Annotated in this window: 15 protein-coding genes; 9 read left to right on the top strand and 6 right to left on the bottom strand. The window is 41.1% G+C overall.

The features are described from left to right. The first annotated feature begins 347 nt into the window (after positions 1-347). Both typA and mscL read left to right on the top strand, forming a co-directional pair. Positions 348-2195: a translational GTPase TypA gene (gene typA, locus JMY09_RS01695; RefSeq protein ID WP_201621839.1), complete on the top strand. Its 1848-nt coding sequence runs from the start codon at positions 348-350 to the stop codon at positions 2193-2195. Positions 2196-2469: 274 nt separating this feature from the next. After that, positions 2470-2913, top strand: coding sequence for a large conductance mechanosensitive channel protein MscL (gene mscL / locus JMY09_RS01700; RefSeq protein WP_201621840.1), 444 nt, complete (start codon positions 2470-2472; stop codon positions 2911-2913). Positions 2914-3044: 131 nt separating this feature from the next. On the opposite strand, the gene JMY09_RS01705 is transcribed toward mscL, so the two are convergent. The 6 genes from JMY09_RS01705 to cysM form a co-directional block, all read right to left on the bottom strand. Continuing rightward, positions 3045-3488 carry a hypothetical protein gene (locus tag JMY09_RS01705; RefSeq protein WP_201621841.1) on the bottom strand — a complete coding sequence of 148 codons (444 nt, stop codon included), beginning with the start codon at positions 3486-3488 and terminating at the stop codon, positions 3045-3047. A 178-nt stretch (positions 3489-3666) separates the two neighbouring features. After that, the gene (gene mutM / locus JMY09_RS01710) at positions 3667-4644 is read right to left on the bottom strand and encodes a bifunctional DNA-formamidopyrimidine glycosylase/DNA-(apurinic or apyrimidinic site) lyase (RefSeq protein WP_201621842.1); all 978 of its coding nucleotides are present in this window, start codon (positions 4642-4644) and stop codon (positions 3667-3669) included. A 62-nt stretch (positions 4645-4706) separates the two neighbouring features. Next, positions 4707-7262, bottom strand: coding sequence for a RelA/SpoT family protein (locus tag JMY09_RS01715; protein WP_201621843.1), 2556 nt, complete (start codon positions 7260-7262; stop codon positions 4707-4709). 606 nt (positions 7263-7868) lie between these two features. Beyond that, on the bottom strand, positions 7869-9425 hold the full coding sequence (gene rlmD / locus JMY09_RS01720; protein WP_201621844.1) for a 23S rRNA (uracil(1939)-C(5))-methyltransferase RlmD: 1557 nt from the start codon (positions 9423-9425) through the stop codon (positions 7869-7871). 193 nt (positions 9426-9618) lie between these two features. Further along, positions 9619-10443: a 3'-5' exonuclease gene (locus tag JMY09_RS01725; RefSeq protein WP_201621845.1), complete on the bottom strand. Its 825-nt coding sequence runs from the start codon at positions 10441-10443 to the stop codon at positions 9619-9621. Positions 10444-10560: 117 nt separating this feature from the next. Next, positions 10561-11514: a cysteine synthase CysM gene (cysM, locus tag JMY09_RS01730; RefSeq protein WP_201621846.1), complete on the bottom strand. Its 954-nt coding sequence runs from the start codon at positions 11512-11514 to the stop codon at positions 10561-10563. 284 nt (positions 11515-11798) lie between these two features. Here cysM and JMY09_RS01735 point away from each other — a divergent pair, with 284 nt between their 5' ends. From JMY09_RS01735 to JMY09_RS01765, 7 genes are all read left to right on the top strand, one after another. After that, on the top strand, positions 11799-15287 hold the full coding sequence (locus JMY09_RS01735) for an ATP-binding protein (RefSeq protein ID WP_201621847.1): 3489 nt from the start codon (positions 11799-11801) through the stop codon (positions 15285-15287). 122 nt (positions 15288-15409) lie between these two features. After that, entirely contained in the window at positions 15410-16222 is an 813-nt protein-coding gene (locus JMY09_RS01740; protein WP_201621848.1) for a crotonase/enoyl-CoA hydratase family protein, read from the top strand. A gap of 176 nt (positions 16223-16398) precedes the next feature. Next, a complete protein-coding gene (locus tag JMY09_RS01745; protein ID WP_379606642.1) occupies positions 16399-17658 on the top strand; it encodes a multidrug effflux MFS transporter in 1260 nt (419 codons plus the stop codon). Between the two features lie 922 nt (positions 17659-18580). Continuing rightward, positions 18581-20839 carry an ATP-binding protein gene (locus JMY09_RS01750; RefSeq protein ID WP_201621849.1) on the top strand — a complete coding sequence of 753 codons (2259 nt, stop codon included), beginning with the start codon at positions 18581-18583 and terminating at the stop codon, positions 20837-20839. Positions 20840-20859: 20 nt separating this feature from the next. After that, the gene (locus JMY09_RS01755; RefSeq protein ID WP_201621850.1) at positions 20860-21222 is read left to right on the top strand and encodes a response regulator; all 363 of its coding nucleotides are present in this window, start codon (positions 20860-20862) and stop codon (positions 21220-21222) included. 30 nt (positions 21223-21252) lie between these two features. After that, on the top strand, positions 21253-21702 hold the full coding sequence (locus JMY09_RS01760; protein ID WP_201621851.1) for a chemotaxis protein CheX: 450 nt from the start codon (positions 21253-21255) through the stop codon (positions 21700-21702). A gap of 43 nt (positions 21703-21745) precedes the next feature. Beyond that, a complete protein-coding gene (locus JMY09_RS01765) occupies positions 21746-22195 on the top strand; it encodes a chemotaxis protein CheX (protein ID WP_201621852.1) in 450 nt (149 codons plus the stop codon). The last annotated feature ends 142 nt before the right edge of the window (positions 22196-22337 follow it).

The following is a 22337-nucleotide window of genomic DNA, read 5'->3' on the forward strand; positions in this document are numbered from 1 at the left end:
AGTTAAATGACATAAAAAAAGCCGCCTTATAGGTGGCTTTTTTTATGGCTAATTTTATATCTATAATAAAACACACAGATAAACAAGTAATTGCATAAATTTACAATGCAATAATGTTATACTAGCCGCCCAAACACTTTGTAAATTGACAAGGTGTCTACTAGCATAGCTGGTGGTAAAATAGATTTATTGGTATAGATACTGCTTAGTACTGCTCAAAATATGCTTTTACTCTCATTGCGTAGGTATATAAAGGCACCATAAAGTATCTAGTTAATTTATCCTATCATTTTATTCAACAGTGTTTACTGCTACTACATTTTTTTAAGACAAAACGAGCATTTTATATGGCGAACGATATCAAACACTTGCGTAATATTGCAATCATTGCCCACGTTGATCACGGTAAAACTACTTTGGTCGATAAACTATTACATCAGTCAGGTACTTTTGGTGACCGTGCAAACATTGCCGAACGTGCAATGGATTCTGGTGATATTGAGCAAGAACGTGGTATTACCATTTTGGCTAAGAATACCGCCATCAGATGGACAGATAAGTCTGATGACACTGAGTATCGTATCAACATCGTAGATACCCCAGGTCACGCCGACTTCGGTGGTGAAGTCGAGCGCGTTATGTCGATGGTTGATTGCGTACTGTTAGTAGTTGATGCAGTTGATGGCCCGATGCCACAAACACGTTTCGTAACTCAAAAAGCGTTTGAGCAAGGCCTGAAGCCTATCGTCGTTATCAATAAAATTGATCGTCCTGGTGCACGTCCTGATTGGGTAATGGATCAAATTTTTGATTTGTTTGATAATCTTGGTGCTTCTGATGAGCAGTTAGACTTTCCAGTGGTTTATGCTTCAGCACTAAACGGTATTGCCGGTTTAGAAGCAGATAATCTTGCTGATGATATGACGCCATTGTTCAAAACTATCGTTGATGTGGTTCAACCGCCACAAGTTGATGCAGATGCTCCATTCCGCATGCAAATCTCTAGTCTTGATTATAATAGCTTTGTAGGTGTTATCGGTATCGGCCGTATTCAGCGTGGTCGTATTTCTACTAACACCCAAGTCACTGTGATTGATAAAGAAGGTGAAACCCGTAACGGTCGTATCCTAAAAATTATGGGTTATCATGGTCTTGATCGTATTGATGTAGATGATGCACAAGCCGGTGATATTATTTGTATTACTGGTATTGATGCTCTAAACATCTCTGATACTATCTGTGATCCTAATCATGTTGAAGCTTTGCCACCATTGACTGTTGATGAACCAACAGTATCTATGACCTTCCAAGTGAACAATTCACCGTTTGCTGGTCGTGAAGGCAAGTATGTGACTTCACGCAACATTCGTGAACGTCTGCAGCGTGAATTGATTCATAACGTAGCTTTGCGTGTAGAAGACACCGATTCTCCTGATAAATTCAAAGTGTCAGGTCGTGGTGAGTTGCATCTGTCAGTATTAATCGAAAATATGCGTCGTGAAGGTTTTGAGCTTGCTGTATCACGCCCAGAAGTTATCGTTAAAGAAGTAGATGGTAAACTACAAGAGCCGTATGAAAATGTAGTCTTTGATATTGAAGATCAACATCAAGGCAGCATCATGGAGCAGGTTGGTCTACGTAAAGGCGAGATGACTGATATGCAGCTTGACGACAAAGGTCGTATGCGTATTGCAGCCACTATGCCAGCTCGCGGTCTTATTGGCTTCCGTTCTGAGTTCCTAACGCTTACTTCTGGAACCGGTATCTTAACCTCAAGTTTCTCACATTATGGCCCACAAAAAATTGGTGAAGTAGGCGCACGCTCTAACGGTGTACTAGTTTCTATGGCCAAAGGGGTTTGTTTAGGCTTCGCTCTATTCAACCTGCAAAAACGCGGTAAAATGTTTGCTGAGCCACAGCTTGAAGTTTACGAAGGTATGATCGTTGGCTTGAACTCACGTAATGATGATATGGCTGTCAATCCAACAACAGCTAAGCAGCTTACTAACGTTCGTGCTAGTGGTACTGATGAAGCATTGACACTAACGCCAGCCATCAAGTTTACGCTTGAGCAAGCACTTGAGTTTATCCAAGATGATGAACTAGTTGAAGTAACACCGAAAGCCATTCGCCTACGTAAGCGTTACCTTACTGAGAGTGAGCGTAAGCGTTATGGCCGTAAGAAAGGTGCTTAATACTTACCCTTACCAATAATTTTTGTCAGTAACACCATTAGTAATAGTTACTAGTAAAAATTAGGTAAAATAAAAAGGCTAACTTTAAGTTAGCCTTTTTTTGTGGGCGTAAGTAAGGCCAAGATACTCTATGAGTAGAGTAAAAATCACGGTTTTAATAATTGATACAAGTTACTATCCTTACATCAGTCAAAAAATACCTGCTATCGGGTTTATACTGTAGTATAACTTAAATAGCAATATACTCGCAGTTTTGTAATTGGGAGGAATGTTTATGAGTATGGTATCGGAATTTAAAGAGTTTGCCATAAAAGGCAATGTGATGGACTTAGCCGTTGGGGTTATCATTGGTGGTGCTTTTGCTACTATTACTACCTCTTTGGTAGAAGATATCATCATGCCTATCGTAGCGATGATTGTTGGTGGCGAACTTAACTTTACTAACATGTTCTTTGTGTTAGGTGATATTCCTGAAGGGGTAGCCAGAAACTACGCCAGCTTAAAAGCGGCAGGTATTCCAGTGTTAGCTTATGGTAGCTTTATTACGGTGCTAATCAACTTCCTTATCTTAGCTTTTATTATCTTTATGATGGTAAAGTTTGTTAATAGATTGCGTCGTCAAGAAGAAGTTGCTCCTACAGTAGAAGCACCAGCAGAAGATATCCTCTTACTGCGTGAAATCAGTGCAAAACTTGGTAACAACAATTTAACTAAATGAGATTAGGCTTAATAGGATAAATTGAGCAAAGTTTCTTGTTAAAACAAAAAAGGGCTAACTTATGAAGTTAGCCCTTTTTTGCTGGTATCTATTAGGTAAAACGTCTTAAGAGAAAGCTAAAAAATGAGTTATTACTGTGGATTGACCATGACGTAGTCGTTAGTATTGATAATGATCTCTGATGGTTGGCTCACGACTATGCGAACCACGTTGTTGCTAATAGCCGAAGATTTATAATAGTTGTCTTCAGCAACTGTACAGCCTAAACAGCGTGCCATAGCATCCCAAGGCTCTACAAATAGCTTCTGCTGAGCTTGCTCAGCATTACCGCTGATTAGCGAAAAGGGTAGGCTGACCAGATAAGTAGCAGTACCGGCGATAGCGGTTGCAAGTTGCAGTGGCTTGCCAACCATAGTATCCACGGCCATAGTGCCGTATGAGGGACCAAAATCTGTCTCATCAATTTCTATAGCTGCGCTAGCAGGCTGCATAACAGCAATAATACAGCTAGTGCTAATAATAGCAGTAATGAGTTTATGCTTAACAGAGTGCTGAAAATTAGCGTTAACAGTCATAATGGTTTCCTAAAGTGAATAGTAGCCAGTTATTATAAATAGCACTATAAAAAACTGAAATTTTGTCAGTAGTTACTATTAAAACAAGACTAGAATGGATAAGCAATACAAATATAGCTATGAATACCACAGTGATGATTATCTATTCAGCTTGTCTAAGCCATTGACGGTTAATCAGCTATTGCAGCGGTTGGCAATTGGGACAATAAACACTAGCACGACCATTAATTTTGATATTATCGAGTTCCGTAGCGCAATGTGGACAGCTTTCTCCATGCTTACCATAAACATTAAGCGTTTGTTGAAAGTAGCCCGTTTGCCCGCTGGCGACTGTGAAGTCGCGTAAAGTTGAGCCGCCAAGGGCTATAGCTTTTTGCAGAATAGCTTTGATATGAGCTACTAATACTTCTATTTGTTGATAAGTGAGGTGATGGGCAGGCGTTGCTGGATTTATAGCGGACAAATATAAGCTTTCAGTGGCGTAAATATTCCCCACGCCAACTACTATCTGCTGTTCCATAATCACAGATTTTATTGCCCGAGCTATAGGACGTTTGGCAGATTTTTTGTTAGGCGATTGAATAGCTGAGTGAGGCGTTAGTGGTCCCTGGGCTATTGAGCTGCCAACAGATTCTAGCAATGTGCTATCAGGCACTTTAGCAGGCGTATCAGTAACCTCGGTACGTTGAATAAGATGATATAGATAATCGGCACTAAATTCTGTTGCTAGCGGTTCAGGGCCTAAATGCTCTAAGAGCTTAGCAGCATATTCTTTGTGCCACAGTACCGCACCAAAACGTCTTGGATCATGATAGTGTAATTGAGTTTGCTTATCGGCTTCGTCAAACAGCATAATCAAATGGTCATGCTTACGTTTCTCTGCTCCTACTGGATGCTGCTGTAAGCTGCCAGACATACCTAAATGGATGATTAAGGTACGTTCAACTGGACTGATAGCTTCAGTAGATTTAAAAGTTACCAATAAATACTTAGCACGACGCTCGACTCGATCTAAGGAATAGCCAACTAAATCAATCAAATCATTAGGCATTGGCCAGCGCAGTTTAGGCTGAAAGACTTCGACTTTGCTGACTCGCTGCCCTAATAAGGGGCTCAGGCTAGTTTTAGTGGTTTCGACTTCGGGCAGTTCAGGCATAGTGGTTTTATCTAAACTCTATTATCGTAAGATTAATGATGGTACTCGATATCAAGGTGCTTTTAAACAACGGCACGCCGTGCATGCAATATTCCAGGCTGTTGTTCAAGTTTTGCCAATAGTTTGGATAAATGCGCCAAACCTGAGACTTCGATATGAAATTTTAAAAAAGCAATATTTTCATCGGTGCTAATAGTCTGAACTTGTCTGATATTGACATTTTCTTTATCAATAACTTGAGTCAAATCTCGCAGTAAGCCACGCCTATCGTAGGCTTCTATATGAATATCCACGGGCTGATAGCGACCTGATTTTGACTTCCAAGCAGCACTAATTTCACGTTCAGGATCGCGTTCGATCATGCGAATATATTCAGCGCAGCCACGATTATGAATACTGACACCACGCGATAAAGTGATATAGCCGGAAATAGGCTCACCGTGTACCGGGTGACAGCAGCCTGCTAAGTTAATCTCAATATTATCTAAACCATCAATACAGATTTTATAGGCATCTAGCTTACCGGTAGTTTTGGGATCAACACTAGGAGTAAACTCCTCCTCTGCTTTTTCAGGCTCTAAATGTAGCTGGCGTGAAACATGTCCCATCAGCTGATGAATACCAATCTCACCCGTGACTAAACCAACAACGATATCATCAGTATTATTGACATTAAAAAATTTCAGATAATCGTTTAAGTCGATACTATTAGGATGCAAAGATAGGCGTTCGAGCTCTTTACTAAGCATCTGTCGACCAATCTCAATATTCTTGTCACGATCCTGCTTATTGAACCATTGACGTAGCTTTGAGCGGGCTCTATTGGTATGTATATAACCTAGAGCTGCCACTAACCAATCGCGATTCGGCTCGCGTGAGGACTTAGTAATAATTTCCACTTGCTCGCCGGTTTTAAGCTGGTAGGTGAGGGGTACATAGCGCTGATTCACTCGAGCGGCTTGAGCACGGTTACCAACTTGAGTGTGTACGTAGTAAGCAAAGTCGAGGACAGTAGCACCTTTAGGGAGCTCGGTAATATCGCCGTCACGACTGAATATATAAATACGTTCAAGTTCATCAAAATCAACCGTTTGCTCTTCTTCATCCAGCTCAAATAGATCACTATTATCAATACCTTCACCGTTAGACACAGCGGTACGTGCCTGATTACGAGTCTCATTGTTTATAGATAGTAGCTGTCTTAGAGAGCTGATTCTTTGATTAAGGTAGTTGTCTTTTTTATTCTTAAGCCCCTCTTTATAGTTGACGTGCGCGCACATACCAAGCTCAGCTTCAAAGTGCATAGTATGAGTACGTATTTGCACTTCAAGAGACTTGTTTTCAGCAATAACGGCGGTATGGAGCGAGCGATAACCATTGGCTTTTGGATTGGTAATATAGTCATCAAACTGCTCAGGGATATAGCGCCATAAGCCATGGACTAGCCCTAAAGCATGATAACAATCTGAAGGGTTCTCAACTAATACTCGTAATGCGCGAATGTCATAGAGCTGATCAAAGGATAAGCCTTTAAGCTTCATTTTTCGATAAATAGAGTAGATGTGTTTGACACGTCCTGAAACTTCACCAACGATATCAGCCGCTATTAAAGCGTCGCTTAGTTTATTCTCTACTCGTTGAATATAGTCTTCGCGCTCACTGCGCTTCTCAGATAGTAATTTAGCGATTTCTTTATAGCGCTCAGGAGCCAAGTAGCGAAAAGCTAAGTCCTCAAGCTCCCATTTAAGTTGCGCAATACCTAAACGATGGGCTAATGGGGCATAAATAGTCATAACCTCACGAGCAACACGCTGCTGACGCTCTTCATTAGAGAACGACAGTTCACGCATAGCAAAAGTACGCTCAGCCAGCTTGATCAGTACGACCCGCACATCATTAGTCACTGAAATAAGCATACTATAGATGTTAGACAGCTGATCACGTTGATTATTGGCGAAATGATCTTCTAAGCGCTTGTTACTCTCAATGATAGCTGACAGCTTGCCCATCGCTAAAGCATCTTTCACCAAACTGCTTATATCCGTACCAAAGCTCTTCTGAATATCAGCTAAACTGATAAGCGATTCACGGGCACTACGATAAAGCATTGCCGCGACTAGTGCGTCTTCATCTTGATAGAGGTAAGTCAATATATCGGTCATACCGATGCCGGTCACATAAGCACCGGATCGTTCAGATTCAGTAGTATTCATGCGGTTGCGAATAAATTCACAAGCCATTGTCAAATTCGGAACCGACTCTTGACCGATACGCTTGGCCACATTATCCAACCACATTGGCACATCGATATTGGCTTGATCTAAGTCAATATTTTCAGAAACGTCTGTGAGCAATGAGAGACTTTGTAAGTTGTTATTGAGGTACTCTTCATTCAATTGAGGATCATGACTATGATAGGAATGCTGCGCGGAACGATCAAAAGTGGTGTGCAGCTTATGAGTACTGAGCTGTCTCTTGATATCTAGTGGAATTTGAGCATAGCTATTGGCAGATTGGTGAGAACGTTGACTGGCCACTAGCTGCGCAGCTAATGACGCACTATCAGTCTCCGCTGTCTGCCCATCCATTAATGGCAATCCTTCACGAATTTTTACCATAGCTGACTCCTTTTGACCGAGTTACTGCCGTGTATGTCGATTATTACTTTATATATATCGACTGTCCCTCAACCTATTACCTAGAGTCAGCGATCACATAAAACAGCGCAGTTGCTAAAGACAAAATCTTTTAGCAACTGCGATAAACTTACTTTTATATAGTGACGGTCGATAAAGTGATAGCAGTTAATACAAAAGTATTGATATTGAGCTTTATTTTTCTCTTTCTCTTCAAGTTAAGCAGTGGTTCACCATTGAACTGTCTACTTGTGAATGTACAACACAGCCTGTTCTTTATGAACTTTCTTAAAAAGTATCTCGTAAAAATATATATAAACCAGTCCATTTACCATTATATTTTTATTAGTATAGTGATGACTAATGATAAGTTAGTTGGTCACCCTTATTCAAGCAAGGGTCTGTAATTATTATACGTTAAAAGGTAATTTGAATAAATTATTTCAACCAACAATAATCGATTTTATTATAAAGTAGTATGATTTTTATTATATTAGCTTGTGTTTTAACTAAATAATAGTAGTCGTTGCTTGAGCAGTAGCGGGTATCTACCATTGCTCAAGCCTTAGTATTGAAGCTACAGTGACGCTATTTGGCCTCTACCTTTTCAAAGCGGGCAATTGATTCAACATGACCAGTATGACAGAACATGTCCATCACTCCCGCATGAGTGAGTCGATAGCCTTGCTCTAACAGCGCCTTAGTATCTCGAGCAAGGGTTGCTGGATTACAAGACACATAGACTATGCGCTCAGCATTGAATTTCGGTAAATACTGCATGATCTCCCAAGCGCCAGAGCGTGGTGGATCAATGAGGAGCGCATCAAAACCTTGATTAGCCCACGGCTTATCCGTGCAATCTTGAGTCAAATCTTGGCTATAAAACTCAGTGTTATTAATAGTATTGCGACGCGCATTATCAGCAGCTCGTAAAGTCATAGCTTCGCTGCCTTCAACTCCCACTACTGAGCCTGATTCGCCAACTAAGCGAGCTAATGGCAAACTAAAGTTGCCTAATCCGCTGAATAAGTCTAGTACTCTCTCACCGGGTTTTAGGTCTAATAAGTCACAAGCCAGCTTAGTCATCTGCCGATTAACAGACAGGTTTACTTGAGTAAAGTCAGTCGGAATAAACTCAAAGGTAAGATCGTATTCAGGTAACTGATAATACAGACGACCGAACTGTTGGCTCATATCATCGTTAGCCGTTAATGCAATGCGCTGGATACTGTCGACACCTTTAGATTGTAAATATAACTGCCAGTTACGCGCCGCAAAAAAGGTTTTGAGCTTATCTATATCCCCGTCAGACAAAGGTTCTAAGTTGCGTACAATCAATGCCACTGGTTGATCACCGTCTGGCAGTTCAGGGAGGTATTCGCCCATAGCTAGCTCTAACTGAGCAATTTTGTTACGACTCTCAAGGGTACTGATTAGGGCTTTTAGATTTTCAATTTCAAAACCAATACGTGGATCTAGAATATGACATTCATTTAGCTCGGCTAAGAAATTACTCGAACGCTCACGAAAACCTACTAACGCTGTTTCCTTCTTGACTACATAACGTACACCCAATCTAGCTTTAGTTCGATAGCCTAAACGATCGCCAACTACTGGTGGTAGCCAAGTATCTGGCTGTATATTGGCTTGATGCAATAACATCTCTGCTAAAACCGATTGCTTAAAATTAATTTGGGCCTCAGGTTGCCAATGTTGCAGATTACAGCCACCACAAACCCCAAAGTGAGGGCAAGGTGGTACAGCACGTTCAGGGTTTGGATTGGCAGTAACCTTAGTAGCATCCCCTTCCTCAAAACTGGCACGGCTATTGGTTATCTTTACTTCAACACTCTCGCCAGGTAGGGCAAAACTGACAAAGATTTTTTTGCCATGTTTGTCTTCAGTATGACCTGCTTGCGCATCGAAACCATTACCGTAGACCGCAACTCCACGACCATCATGCGATAATCCATCGATGGTAAATGGTAAGGGTTCAGCATCTTTTAGACGACGGCGTACCTTTGGTGAAGGCTTAGACTTTTTCTTGTTAGGCGGGGTAATAATTGCCTGACTGTCATCAGCAACGGTATTAGATTTAGTAGTCAAGCTATCTGCTACAGCAGTTTTTGAGTCGGTGGGTTGCATAAACCTGCCTATAAAATAAAGGGATGAAAAATGACCGCAATTTTAACATACAAAAGCGCTAAGATAATGATTGGCTGCTATAAAGTAAAAAACGGTAGGCCGATATAAATACAGTATATAAAAACTGTCACCGTACAACATTTTAGAGCGGGTTTTATTTGAGGCATATCGAATATTCACAACTAGACACCGCTTATAGCTTTGGTAACGACGACCAGTTAGCCATAAAGTCTTGATGACGGGCGCTACCATCAGCTTGAGTAAAGGCCTTTAAGTAAGCAACACTTTGCTGCTGCCAGTAATCAAAAGCTGGTGAAGATAGTTTGCCGGTGAGGCGCAACCAACGTAAGTAAATCAGCCAAGTGTTGAGTACATCGGACTCACAATATATGGATAAGGTTTGCCAATCCTCAGCTGCGACTAAAGCCCCAACCATACTGCCATCTACAGCCGTTTTACCAGGTAAACCGTACAAACTAGCTACTACGTCCATAGCTTCACGACGACTAGCGCCGTATTGGCTAAATCTATCCATTAGATCAAGGTGGCGGGTTTGGAAACGATTGACGTAATTATCAAAGCGCATGTTTTTGATACGCTCACCTTCTTCAAACAGCCAAGGCGCTGCTAAGTTATATTGCATAGCACGGTAGATAAGCACTGGGATATCAAATCCAGAACCATTCCAGCTGATCAGCTGCGGCAATTTTTCAACTTCACTAAAAGCTCGGAAAAACTTAGTTAGAATCTCTTCTTCACTGAACCTATCAGCCGTTAGAGAAAATAGGGTTAACTGACCGTCTTTAATGTAGAGCGCAGAGATACAGACAATACGCTGCAATGGCAAACGCATAAAATCGTGGCCAGCTTCTTGCAGACGAATAGCCGTCAGCGCTGATAAAGTATCGGCATCATTGAGTTCGCTCAGCTGTGGATAAATGCGACGTGCGCCAGCAGTATCAGCGACAGTTTCAATATCAAAGACCAATACTGGATTAGCGGGTAGGGCATATGTCATAGATAGCTCTCTTACTAGTCACTATTTTCATTATTGTTAGCGGGCTTATTTATTAGCTGATCATTCACTAGTTTTAGCCAACTGACTGCCATAATAAATAGCAAATCAGTTAACTAGCTAGCCATTATCCAAGTCGTCGTTAATATTATAAAGACCCGTTGAAAGGTAACGATCGCCACGGTCACAGACAATAAAAGCTATGACAGCATTGGGGTTATCCTTAGCAATCTGTAACGCTGCCCAAGCCCCTGCACCAGAAGACACTCCAGCAAAAATACCTTCAGTTTTAGCCATCTTGCGCATATAAACTTCAGCGGTGTACTGGTCGATATCCATAATTTTATCAACGATATCGGCGTCATAGATACCCGGCATATAAGCAGCAGGCCAGCGACGAATACCAGCGATAGAAGCTTCTTCATCAGGTTGTAAGCCGATAATTTGTACTGCTGGGTTTTGCTCTTTTAAATACTGTCCCACGCCAGTAATAGTACCAGTAGTCCCCATAGAACTAATAAAGTGAGTAATTTTACCGTCTGTTTGTTGCCATAATTCAGGGCCAGTAGTCAAATAATGCGCTTGTTTATTATCGGGGTTATTGAACTGATCTAATACTATTCCTAAGCCATCGTTTTGCATCTGTAGCGCTAAATCACGCGCCGCTTCCATACCTTCATCAACTTCAATCAAAGTAGCACCATAAGCGATCATCGCATCTTTGCGCTCTTGGGTTGAGTTGGTTGGCATTAGCAAAGTTATAGGATAGCCACGCATGGCAGCAACCATAGCCAAAGCAATGCCAGTATTGCCACTAGTAGCTTCTATCAAAGTATCACCAGGCTTGATATCGCCACGCTGCTCTGCCTGATAGATCATATTAAAGGCAGGACGATCTTTCACTGAGCCTGCAGGATTATTACCCTCAAGCTTAGCCAACAGCTGCGCACCATTATTTATGTTTTCTAGTTCAGGTAAACGCTGCAGCTTGACCAAAGGAGTCTGGCCTACGCAATCAGCAAGGGCAGTTGTTTGGGTAATAAAGTTGGTATTCGCTATGGTCGTAGACGACATGAGGCATCCTAAATTATCGTTTAATGAGTGTTATTAAGGGATAACTAACTGATCAGTTTTGTTTTTGCTCTATAATTTTAAAGACCAAAAAGTGCTGTGCCAGTATATCAGGTTGTTTTTCACTGCGCTTAAGGCAAGTACAATTATTGGTAACTGGCTTTTATTAACTGCGTTTATTGAACCACATCCAATGATAGGTTACTGGTTAGATAACTGATAAAATAATCGCTATAGTCAGCTTGTTAGTGATAACTACACAACGGTAAATGAGGTTTAAACATAGCATGACATACAAAAAACGCTTTAATACTAGTAGTGCTTATGGTCAACTTATTATATTAGTGTTTTTGCCGATATGCTTGTTAGCGGCAGTAGGTGGTATTTTGGTGTTTTACGAAACCATGCGTGCCAGCAACTCAGAACAAGAAGCCTTAGCTGAAGCGGTATTGATCCGCTATAAGCCCATGGTGACAGAGCTTATTCCCGATCTACAGTTTGGGATGTCATCGTCTGATAGTAACCTGACTAATCCTGATAGCAAGTCGCAAGAAGCAATGGCGACCCTAGCTGCTATTCGCGATAAGCTTAGTCGTATGCAGTCTGAGCAACATGTGCAGCGTATTGCTATTATCGATGAGGACAATAAAGTACTAGCTAGCGTCGGCTATGGGGTTAACGAAACTTGGCCAGCTGTAGACAGTAATCAACGTGCTTTATCTAAACAAGCGACCTCAGTGGGAACGGCTTACGGTAGTATGTTGGGCGAGTTTAAAGGCCAAAAGTTATGGCTGCTCATTGATATGGATAACGAGCCTTTATATATTGCGCGTTACCGTATTGCAATGGCCTTGGTTATTACCGGTTTATTCACCATATTGATATTACTACTCAGCCTTAATATCTATGCTAAGCGTTGGATTGCTCCTATCTATGAGCTACGCTTGCGCTTGCAACGTACCCATGTCGATAATCTATATAAGCCTATTCTGGTCGAATCTGACGGTGAGTTGAACTTATTACAACAGGATTTAGTCAAAGCCTTACGCCGTCTGCATAGTAGCTTTCAAGAGCTCAAAGATCATGCTGAACAAACCGAAGATGACTTGCGTTTGGCCTTTGATGAGATGGAGATGCAGAACATCTCTATTCGTAATGCACGCGATGTCGCTATTTCAGCTAGCGAGTCAAAGTCGGCTTTTTTGGCTAATATCAGTCATGAGCTACGTACGCCACTCAACAGCATTGATGGGTTTATTAACTTGCTGGCGCGCCACGGTGAGCTAAATTCTGAGCAAGATTTATATGTACAAACTATCCGTAAATCCTCAGCGCATCTGCTAGCTTTAGTCAATGATGTGTTGGATTTTTCTAAAATTGAAGCGGGTAAATTGCTCCTTGATAGCCACGAGTTTGATCTGTATGACACTATCTATGATGTCGTAGATATGCTGTCACCAGTCTCTGCAGAAAAGGGCCTACGTACCGCCGTATTGTTTTATAACGATGTGCCAATGCGTATCAATGGCGATGCCATGCGCCTCAAACAAATACTGACTAATATCGTCGGTAATGCCATTAAATTCACAGACAGTGGAGGAGTGGTAGTGCGAGTGAGCTTGGACGACTATCAAGAAAACTACCTTATGATTAGCGTGCAAGATAGTGGCAAAGGTATCTCAGAGTCGGATCAAAAAATGCTGTTCCAGAGCTTTAGTCAAGGTGACCCTTCTATTACTCGTCAGTATGGTGGCACAGGATTAGGCCTAGTTATTTCCAAGCAATTAACGCGATTGATGGGTGGTGATATAGGCTTTTATGACAATGCGCGCGAGAATATTGACAATCAAGGGGCGACATTTTGGTTTCGGATGCCCGCTCATGTTGACGTATTAAAAGCGGCGACTGGTCAGACTATTGCCTTACCAGTACTAGCACCTTTGGCTAGCGCTGCCGATGAGTTTCATGTGTTAGTTTGGATCAATCACACAGCTTCTAGACAAGTACTAAAAGCCAGCTTGCAAAACTTGCCGATCAAATTGACCCAAGCCAACTCTTTACCCGGGGTACTCGAATCGCTAAAGGAGCAAGGGAACTATTGGGATTGGGTGATCGTCGATAATGATACTCAAGATGACATGATGGCCTTGCTAAAACAAATTCGCTTACATTATCAAGGCAAGCTGGCGGTATTTGGTTATCAAGTTGCCGCTGATCAGGCGTTATTGACTCGTTATCATGCCAATATATTATATGAGCCGTTAGACAAGCGTCAGCTGTACGCTATGCTAGATACTCAAAAGAGCAATACCCCTATAAAAGCCCAGCTACCAACTTGGCAAGGGGTTACAGTGTTGGCAGTTGACGATCACTTACCGAACTTACTAGTATTGGACGCGCTACTGAGTGAGCTTGGTATTAAGGTAGTGACTGCTAGCAGCGGCTTTGAAGCTATTGAAATTATCAGTAAGCAACAGTCAACAAGCCCCCAAACACTTAAGCCTAAACCTGATAGCTTATCAAAAAAAACACAAATATCAAAAGCGGAAACTCGTGAGCAAGTCAGTAGTATGTCCATGTCACAAAGCACTAGTGAAGACAACCTACGTATTGAGGATAAAGACCGTATTAAGCTTATCTTTATGGATATCCAGATGCCCCGTATGTCAGGGCGTGAAGCTGCAGCACAAATACGAAAAATAGAGCATCCTGATAGTCATATTCCTATCATTGCCTTGACGGCACATGGTCTAGCCGATGAGCGTGATAAGCTCATTGCCAGTGGTATTGACGATTATGTAGGCAAACCTATCAGCCAACCACAGCTACTACAAATGCTGCAAAAATGGCTGGGACGTACTACTAATATCAATGCCGATGGTTTAGCAGCGCCTAATAATGAAACGCCAGTGACTAGTGTCAATATGCTTAAGCATAGCTTAGCTATAGATGAAGAACTAAGCGATGGCTATAGCGCTGAGGCCAATATGACTGGTAGTGAGAGTCGTATAGGGGTTAGCAGCATTAATAGTGATGTCAGTATGGCTACTAGTGCCAAAGACACAGCACTGCAAGCTGATAAAAGAATAGCTAGACCTTTAGCCCTAAAAAAGATTAGAGACGACTACTTGCGTGATAGCCAGCCAAATGATGGGTATTGGCATAAGACTACGCAAGCTCTGCAACCACGTAATCAAAGTCTGCCTAATGAACAGCAGCTATCAGAAATGACTACTGATGCAGAGCAAGGTTCGCAGTTGCATAGCCATCCTAGCCATCTCAGTCCTATGCTAGTCAATCAGTATGCCTCGCAGCAACCATTAATGGTTACTAATGAAAGTACTATATTGAAAGATAATTCAGACACTTTAAGTATTCTGGATTGGGAAGATGCTTTGACTCGTGCCGCAAACAAGCCAGATCTAGCTGCCAAATTAATTCTTATGATGCTGGAAACTATCGCTGATGAAAAAGAGGCACTATCGCAAGCGTGGCAGGCACGTGATCGCTATGAGCTAGCACAGATTGCCCACCGTATTTTAGGGGGCAGTCGCTATACTGGCGTACCTCAACTGCGCCAAACTAGCCAAAACCTAGAAGACAAGTGCCTACTAAACTTGCAACATACTACACCGGCACAATTTGCGATGCTCAAACCTTATTATGAAGCGCTTTTATTGGCATTAACTCGGCTACAAACGCTTGATTTGTCTTCTTATACTCAGCTGAACTACCATCGACTTAATGAAAATGATATGAACTGGAAAATGATTTAACGGTTTTCTTGAATGTAGGGTCAGTTATTGCTAAGGCTGTTTATAGCCAACCCTGCTATGATTTATGGCTTAATGAACTCAATTTATCGTTTATTGTTACTTATTCATTGTAAAGGATTGCCATGCACGCTGTTGCCTCCTATCAGTATCAAACACTACAAGTCACGGTCAACCAAGCTATCTTGACGGTGACTTTGAATCGGCCACAAAAAAAGAACGCTATGAGCTTTGCGATGATGGCTGAGTTAATCGCTGTGGCGACTAAGATTAGTAAAGATAAGGCACTGCGCGCGGTCATCATTAAGGGTGCTGAAGGCACTTTTTGTGCTGGTATTGATTTGAGTGATCTTAATCAGCCTAAAAACCAAGCTTATGCGCTGTGGCAACTGATTAAACCGCAACAAAGCTTATTTCAACGAGTATGTCTAGTCTGGCGTGAGCTACCTATTCCCGTCATTGCGGTACTAGAAGGCCACTGTATTGGCGCTGGGCTACAATTAGCGCTGGCATGTGATATTCGTATTAGTCATCCTGATTGTCAACTGTCAATCATGGAAGCAAAGTGGGGCCTAGTGCCAGATATGGGACTTACTCAATCAGCATTAGGCATCGTCCCTGCTGATATATTAAAGGAGCTAGCAATGACGGCTCGGGTGATTAGTGCTGAGCAGGCGCAAGCACTAAGTTTGGTTAGCCACTGTAGCGATGAGCCGTTAAAGCAAGCACAGGCTTTAGCTGCCGAGTTAGCCATGCGCTCACCTGATGCTGTATTAGCTAGCAAGCGTATTATCAATGCGATGTATCAACAGTCAGCCCTAACGCTGTACAAAGAAAAAGCTTGGCAAGTCAAATTAATGCTGGGAAGAAATCGTAAACTGGCTCTCAAAAAAGCTAAGGTAGCCGCTACTGAATTTAGCAAACGTCAGTTTAGCTAGCCTCTTAGCTTTTATCTTGCCCATTATCAGCGCTTATTAAGTCTAGCCATTTACTCAGACTATACTTGATAAGCGCTTGCTACCTATTGAAATATAACTAGACAGTACGATATAACACTGTCTGGCTGCCTTTTTGTGCGCCTTGATAACTCCTTTACTATCAAATGGTCTCCGCTATGTCTGCTCCAAAACCTACTTTATCCTCTAACACTGCTGCTCCTACTAGAGTGCGCTCGGCGGAGCTGCCTGTCGCCTGGATTATGATGTTAGGACTTATTGTGTCAGTCGGGCCATTATCTATCGATATGTATTTGCCAGCGCTACCGGCTATGGCTGATAGCTTTGGGGTATCAACCGCATTTATGGCCAACTCAGTACCAGCCTACTTTATAGGTTTAGTATTTGGTCAGCTGTTTTATGGACCCCTTAGTGATCGGATTGGCCGCGTCAAACCCTTATACTTCGGTATGACGCTATATATAATTGCCTCTATAATCTGTGCTACTACTAATAATGAATACGTTTTGTTCGCTGGTCGTACGGTACAAGCACTGGGCGCTTGTGTAGGAGCAGTAGTGACTCGTGCAGCCATTCGTGATCGTCTTACTGCTAAGCAAACGGCCAAAGCCTTTTCTATCATGATATTGGTAATGGGTTTAGCACCGATATTAGCACCCTCTCTTGGGGCATTATTTTTACGGTTTTTTAACTGGCACTCCATCTTTTGGTTCTTAGCGGCTTTTGGTGCTCTGAATTTACTATTGACTAAGTTTTTCTTCTTTGAAACCTTGACTGAAGAGAATCGTAATGTGCAACCTGCTAAAGAAGTATTGAGTCAGTACTGGGACTTGTTAAAGGATCCTACCTTTAGTTATCCAGCGATTGGCGGTGGCTTATTAATGGGCGCTATGTTTGTATACATTAGTGCCGCTTCTGAGTTAATCATGGATACTTATCGTATTTCAGCCACTCATTTTGGTTGGATATTTGGGCTTAATGCTGCTGGATTTGTAGGCTTAACGCAACTTAACCAGTGGCTTACTAATCGCTTCCGTATTCTGAGTATTTTGCGCTTTGGGGCGATGATGCAGGTTATTTCTGCTGCAGCCCTGTTCGTCATCGGTTTAGTCCTTGGCACCGATGCTTGGCTACCTTTAGTGTTGGCCTGTATCTTTTTCTGTATTGCCGGTTTAGGTCTGACCCAACCGAATGCCTCTGCTATCGCCTTAGCCTTTCAGAAACGTCGTGCCGGTATGGCCAGCGCTTTACAAGGCTCGTTGATGTTTTCAGTAGGTATTTTTGGTGGTTTATTACTGAACTTATTCCCCGTTAATCCGGTACTAAAGATCGGTACGGCCATGTTCGTACTCATGAGTTTAGGTTGCTATTTGATTTGGCAAATAGATCGCAATCTAAATCTTGATGATGCTGAGTAATAGGATCAAACCAATAGTTTCTTAATTAAAAGCAGTCAAAAAGTAGCCAACAGCATCCATAAATCAGCTAGATTTTGGATGCTTTTTTAGTTTTCGAGTTTCTGTTTTTATTCTGATGCCGTGCAATCAACGGTCAAATCCACGACCAATAAAACTTATTTTTTCTACTATCCGTTTTTATTTATACAGCCTTTATTACCTACTATATAGGCTTACATAATAAAAAAATAGTCAACTTAATTCTGTATTTGATAGGGCTAATCTAACAAATTATTAGCTAAATATCGACAAATATGGTTTATACATTTACCTTAATGGATATTTTTATCTCATAGATAATATTTGCTTTTATAAAATTAGTTCCGTATTATCGATTGTTAATTTATGTAATTAAAGAATAGTACCTATCGTCAATATCAATATATAGCAGTGAGGTAGTATTTGATAAAACTGGTTTTTTGAGGTGTTATAGACCTATTTTCATACATTATCGATGCATTAGTGGTGTTTTATGATGCATTTATAGATATATTTATAAACTGATAACAACGATTATTTTGGCGTTATTTCTTTAATTAGTCTATCAATAGTTAGCTATTAGTTATTTTATTACTAATATAGTGAAGATTATATAAATTATTTATTTAGATAATAATCTAGATCGTCAGATAATTCATAAAAATTATCTTTGAAAAGGCCATAGAATAAAAGTTATATGAAAATCGTTTTTAGTCGGGTATTTTGATCTAGGTCTATAGTTCTAAATGAGTAGTAATAGCGGTTTGCAAACCCAATTGAATCGTTAAAATAATGAGGTTTTAAGGCTTATCATGATAGGAAAATAAAAATAAACACTCAAGAATTTGTCAATTATTGCACTTATTGCAATCTTTAAAATTTAATTTAGACAAGGAAGTCAATTATGGATGCATCGCCACAATCGAGTACCAACACTCCTAAGAGTCGCTATACCTCAATTATCATCTCAGTCATTATTTTCTTGATTTTAATTTCAGGCATTTTGGTTACTAGTATCTATAACTCACTCAAAATCCTTGATTTACGAGCTGCAGTATCACTGAGTACCAATCTTCGAAGCGACATTCAAACCCTAACTCAAGATATATATCTACTCAACACTATGCGCAGCGGTCAACAGCCTGCTAGTGTTACGCAACCACAAGCTATAAAAGTTGCCAAATCCACTCAAGAAATTGATGAAAAAATTACCGTTCTAAAGCAGGGTGGTGATGTCAAGATTGGTGGCGATCAAGTCGCTTATGAAACTTTGACGAAGTCTGAACAGATAAAATTCGTTGAAGAAACCTCAAATCTATGGGCGCCTTACAAAGATCAGGCCATAAAGTTTGTAAGCTCGCCAATAGTGGTAAGCTCAAACTTTCTAAAACAGAGTTTTGGTAAGCCTACCGAAGGCATTTACGATAATGTTACTGGTCTTACCAATAATTTGAATAGTGAAAATGGTAAACGTGCTGGATTTTTGCGAAATATTCAAACTTTTGGTATCTCCTTTGCGATCTTATATTTTATTATCTTTGTATTATATTTTGTACGTAGATTGAAGGCGTCCGATGCAGAGCTTAGAGCGGCCCGTCGTGAGACTCAAGAGATTATGCAGACGGTCAATACTGGACTGTTCTTACTGGATAAAGATCTAAGTATTGGTCAGCAACACTCCAAAGCACTCACCACCATTATTGGGACACCAAGCCTAGCAGGTGAGAATTTTACTAACGTCTTACGTGGCCGTATCTCTGATACAGACCTCAATACCACGCAGCAATTTATTGAGCAGCTTTATAACCCTCGGGTTAAAGAAAAGCTAGTCGATGCTCTAAATCCTCTACATAAAGTCATGTTGCATAATGCCTCGAATGAAAAAGGGGCTAACAGTCGGTTTTTGGACTTTAAGTTTTCTCGGGTTTATGAAGGTAAAAGCATTGCGCGTATTTTAGTTAACGTCAACGATGTTTCAGATGCTGTTTACTTAGAACAGCGTTTAGAGAAAGAACGTAGCCAAAACGATATGCAAATCGAGATGCTTACTACTATTCTTAATGTTGAACCGACGATTATTAATGAGTTCATTAGCAATACCAAATTGTACATCGAAAAAATGAATAGTATTTTGAAAAATCCTGGCAGCTCACAATATGAGCTGGAGAATAAGCTGAAAGCGATTTATCGTGACATGCATAGCTTAAAAGGCGAGTCCTCTGCTCTTAAACTGCACGGCTTTACTAAAATCTCATCGGAAGCCGAAGATAAGTTGCAGGCGTTACAGAACCAAAGCGAGCTAGCAGGCAATGACTTCTTGGCTTTGGCTATCCATTTAGATGAATTATTAATGTTATCTGAGACTATCGAAACCTTAGGCCAACGTATAAATCGAGAATTACCTACTAGCAGTAAAAATAGCAGTGTAATTAGTAGCGATAGCAGTGTAATTAGTAGCGATAATAGCAGGGCGGGAAGTGTAGTAACACTCAATGCCACAAAACCAGCTGATGATATTGTTGAAACCATGCCGCTAGTGGCTGTCACTAATGATCTAGATGAAGCAGACCTCGAATCAGGTATAGATATCGACTTAGACGATGAGCCAAACCGTCATCTCCTCTCTTATTATCAAGACTTTGCTCAAGATATCGCTGTAAGACAGGATAAGCAAGTACAGCTCAATAGCGAAACTTTAGCGAAAACCGTTATCCCTGAGCATCTCAGAACTTCAATCAAAGAGATCAGTGTGCAGTTATTACGTAATGCTGTAGTACATGGGATTGAAGCGCCTGCTGCTCGGCAGTTAGAGGGCAAACCTACTATCGGCATCATCGATATAGAAGTTAAAAATGAGGGTCAAGACTTCATCATCACCCTACAAGATGATGGTCAAGGTATCGACTACGACAGTATTCGTCACAAACTAGTGGCAATGAATCGTTATAGCGTAGAGCAAGCTAGCAATTTGAATCGCACTGACCTGTTAAAGCAGCTTTTTTCTTCTGGGTTCTCTACTAAAGATGACGCAGATGAAGATGGTGGTCGCGGTGTTGGCTTGGATATTATCAAAGCTCAAGTCAAAGAACATGCTGGTAAGCTCAATGTAAAAAGTGAGTTGGGTAAGATGACGCGCTTTGTCATTACCTTACCAGCAGCTTAATAAAGGATAATAAGTGCTCCATGTATAAACTAATGATTGTTGATGATTCAAATATTATTCGAAATCGTATTCAGCGTGCTTATGATTCAGGACAGTTCATGCTAGTGGCGACTGCTAACAGCGGGGTACAGGCTATTGAAAAATTCAATATCCACTGTCCTGATGTGGTGACTATGGATTTGACTATGCCGCAAATGGATGGGCTTGAATGTATTGAAAGAATAATTACTCTTGACCCTGAAGTACGTATTTTAGTGGTGTCTGCTTTATCGGATAAAGCTACAGGAATTCATGCTTTGTCGTTAGGAGCTAGTGGCTTTTTATGCAAACCGTTTTCAGAAGACGAGCTTATCGAATCATTGTATGAGTTAGTACAAGAGTAACGTGACGTGAGCTATGAAATGGATGCGATTATGAAAGAGAAAAAGTTACAAGTTTTTTTACAGATCATCTCCAACTATTTTGCTCAGCTAGGTGGCGAAGCCCTTAAGGTGGAGACCCCTTATCTATCAGCTGATAAGCAGCCTGAAGTCTATGACTATACTGGGATAATCGGGGTGTCAGGAGGGCAAAAAGGCGTAGTATATTTTTCAGCTACCCAAAGCTTGTTGTGCTGCATTTTACAGAGTTTAGGGGAGAGCGATGCCAGCGAAGAGAACCTAGTAGATATTGCTGGAGAGGTGGCTAATACTATCGCTGGTAATGCACGCAAAGAGTTTGGGGCTGAGTTTCATATCTCCGTACCTTTGGTATTTAAAGGAGTACCACAGAGTATCGTTTTACCCAAAGATGAGCGTTCCTTTATCATTCCTATTGCATGGCGCGGGCAGCTTGGAGAGATTGTACTCTGTTTTCAGAAATAAACACTCAGCCCATTAATGATGGGTAAATGGACACTAAAGTATTATGGTCAAAGTTGAAAAATTAGGGGTGTTTTTAAGCTCGATTAGCGCATTTTTTGCGCAAATTGCTGACACTCAGATTGCTATTGATACCCCTTATTTGCATGATAACAAAAGTGCGATAGGCTATGATTACAGCGGTATTATCAAGATAACAGGCCCTGTAGAAGGCTATGTCTATATCAGTGCGCCAAGCACTATGCTAAGAGCACTGATAAACATAATGGACGAGTCTGACTCTTCTCTTAAAATGATGAAAGATTTACTGGGTGAAATGGCCAATACTATCGCCGGTAATGCTCGTACTGAATTCGGCACTGATTTTATCATTGCTCCACCAGAAATCGTAGTAGGAGCCCCTAGTGCTGCCTACTTGCCAAAAGATCGTAATAGCTATATTACCCCGTTTAGCTGGGGTGGTTATCAGGCGGTGATAGGGATTTGTATTACTTAGTTAGCCCTGCTAGATCAATAAATAAACTACTGGAGCTTGGCTAGCTATATATGGTAAAATACAGCGCAGCTATTTTTATAATCTGTTATATCTGATTATAGCTTAAGTCTAGACATTCGGTCTGTTCGTAAGTAATAGCGTA

Origin of the sequence: Psychrobacter urativorans (assembly GCF_904846695.1) — a bacterium.
GTDB lineage: Bacteria > Pseudomonadota > Gammaproteobacteria > Pseudomonadales > Moraxellaceae > Psychrobacter > Psychrobacter urativorans.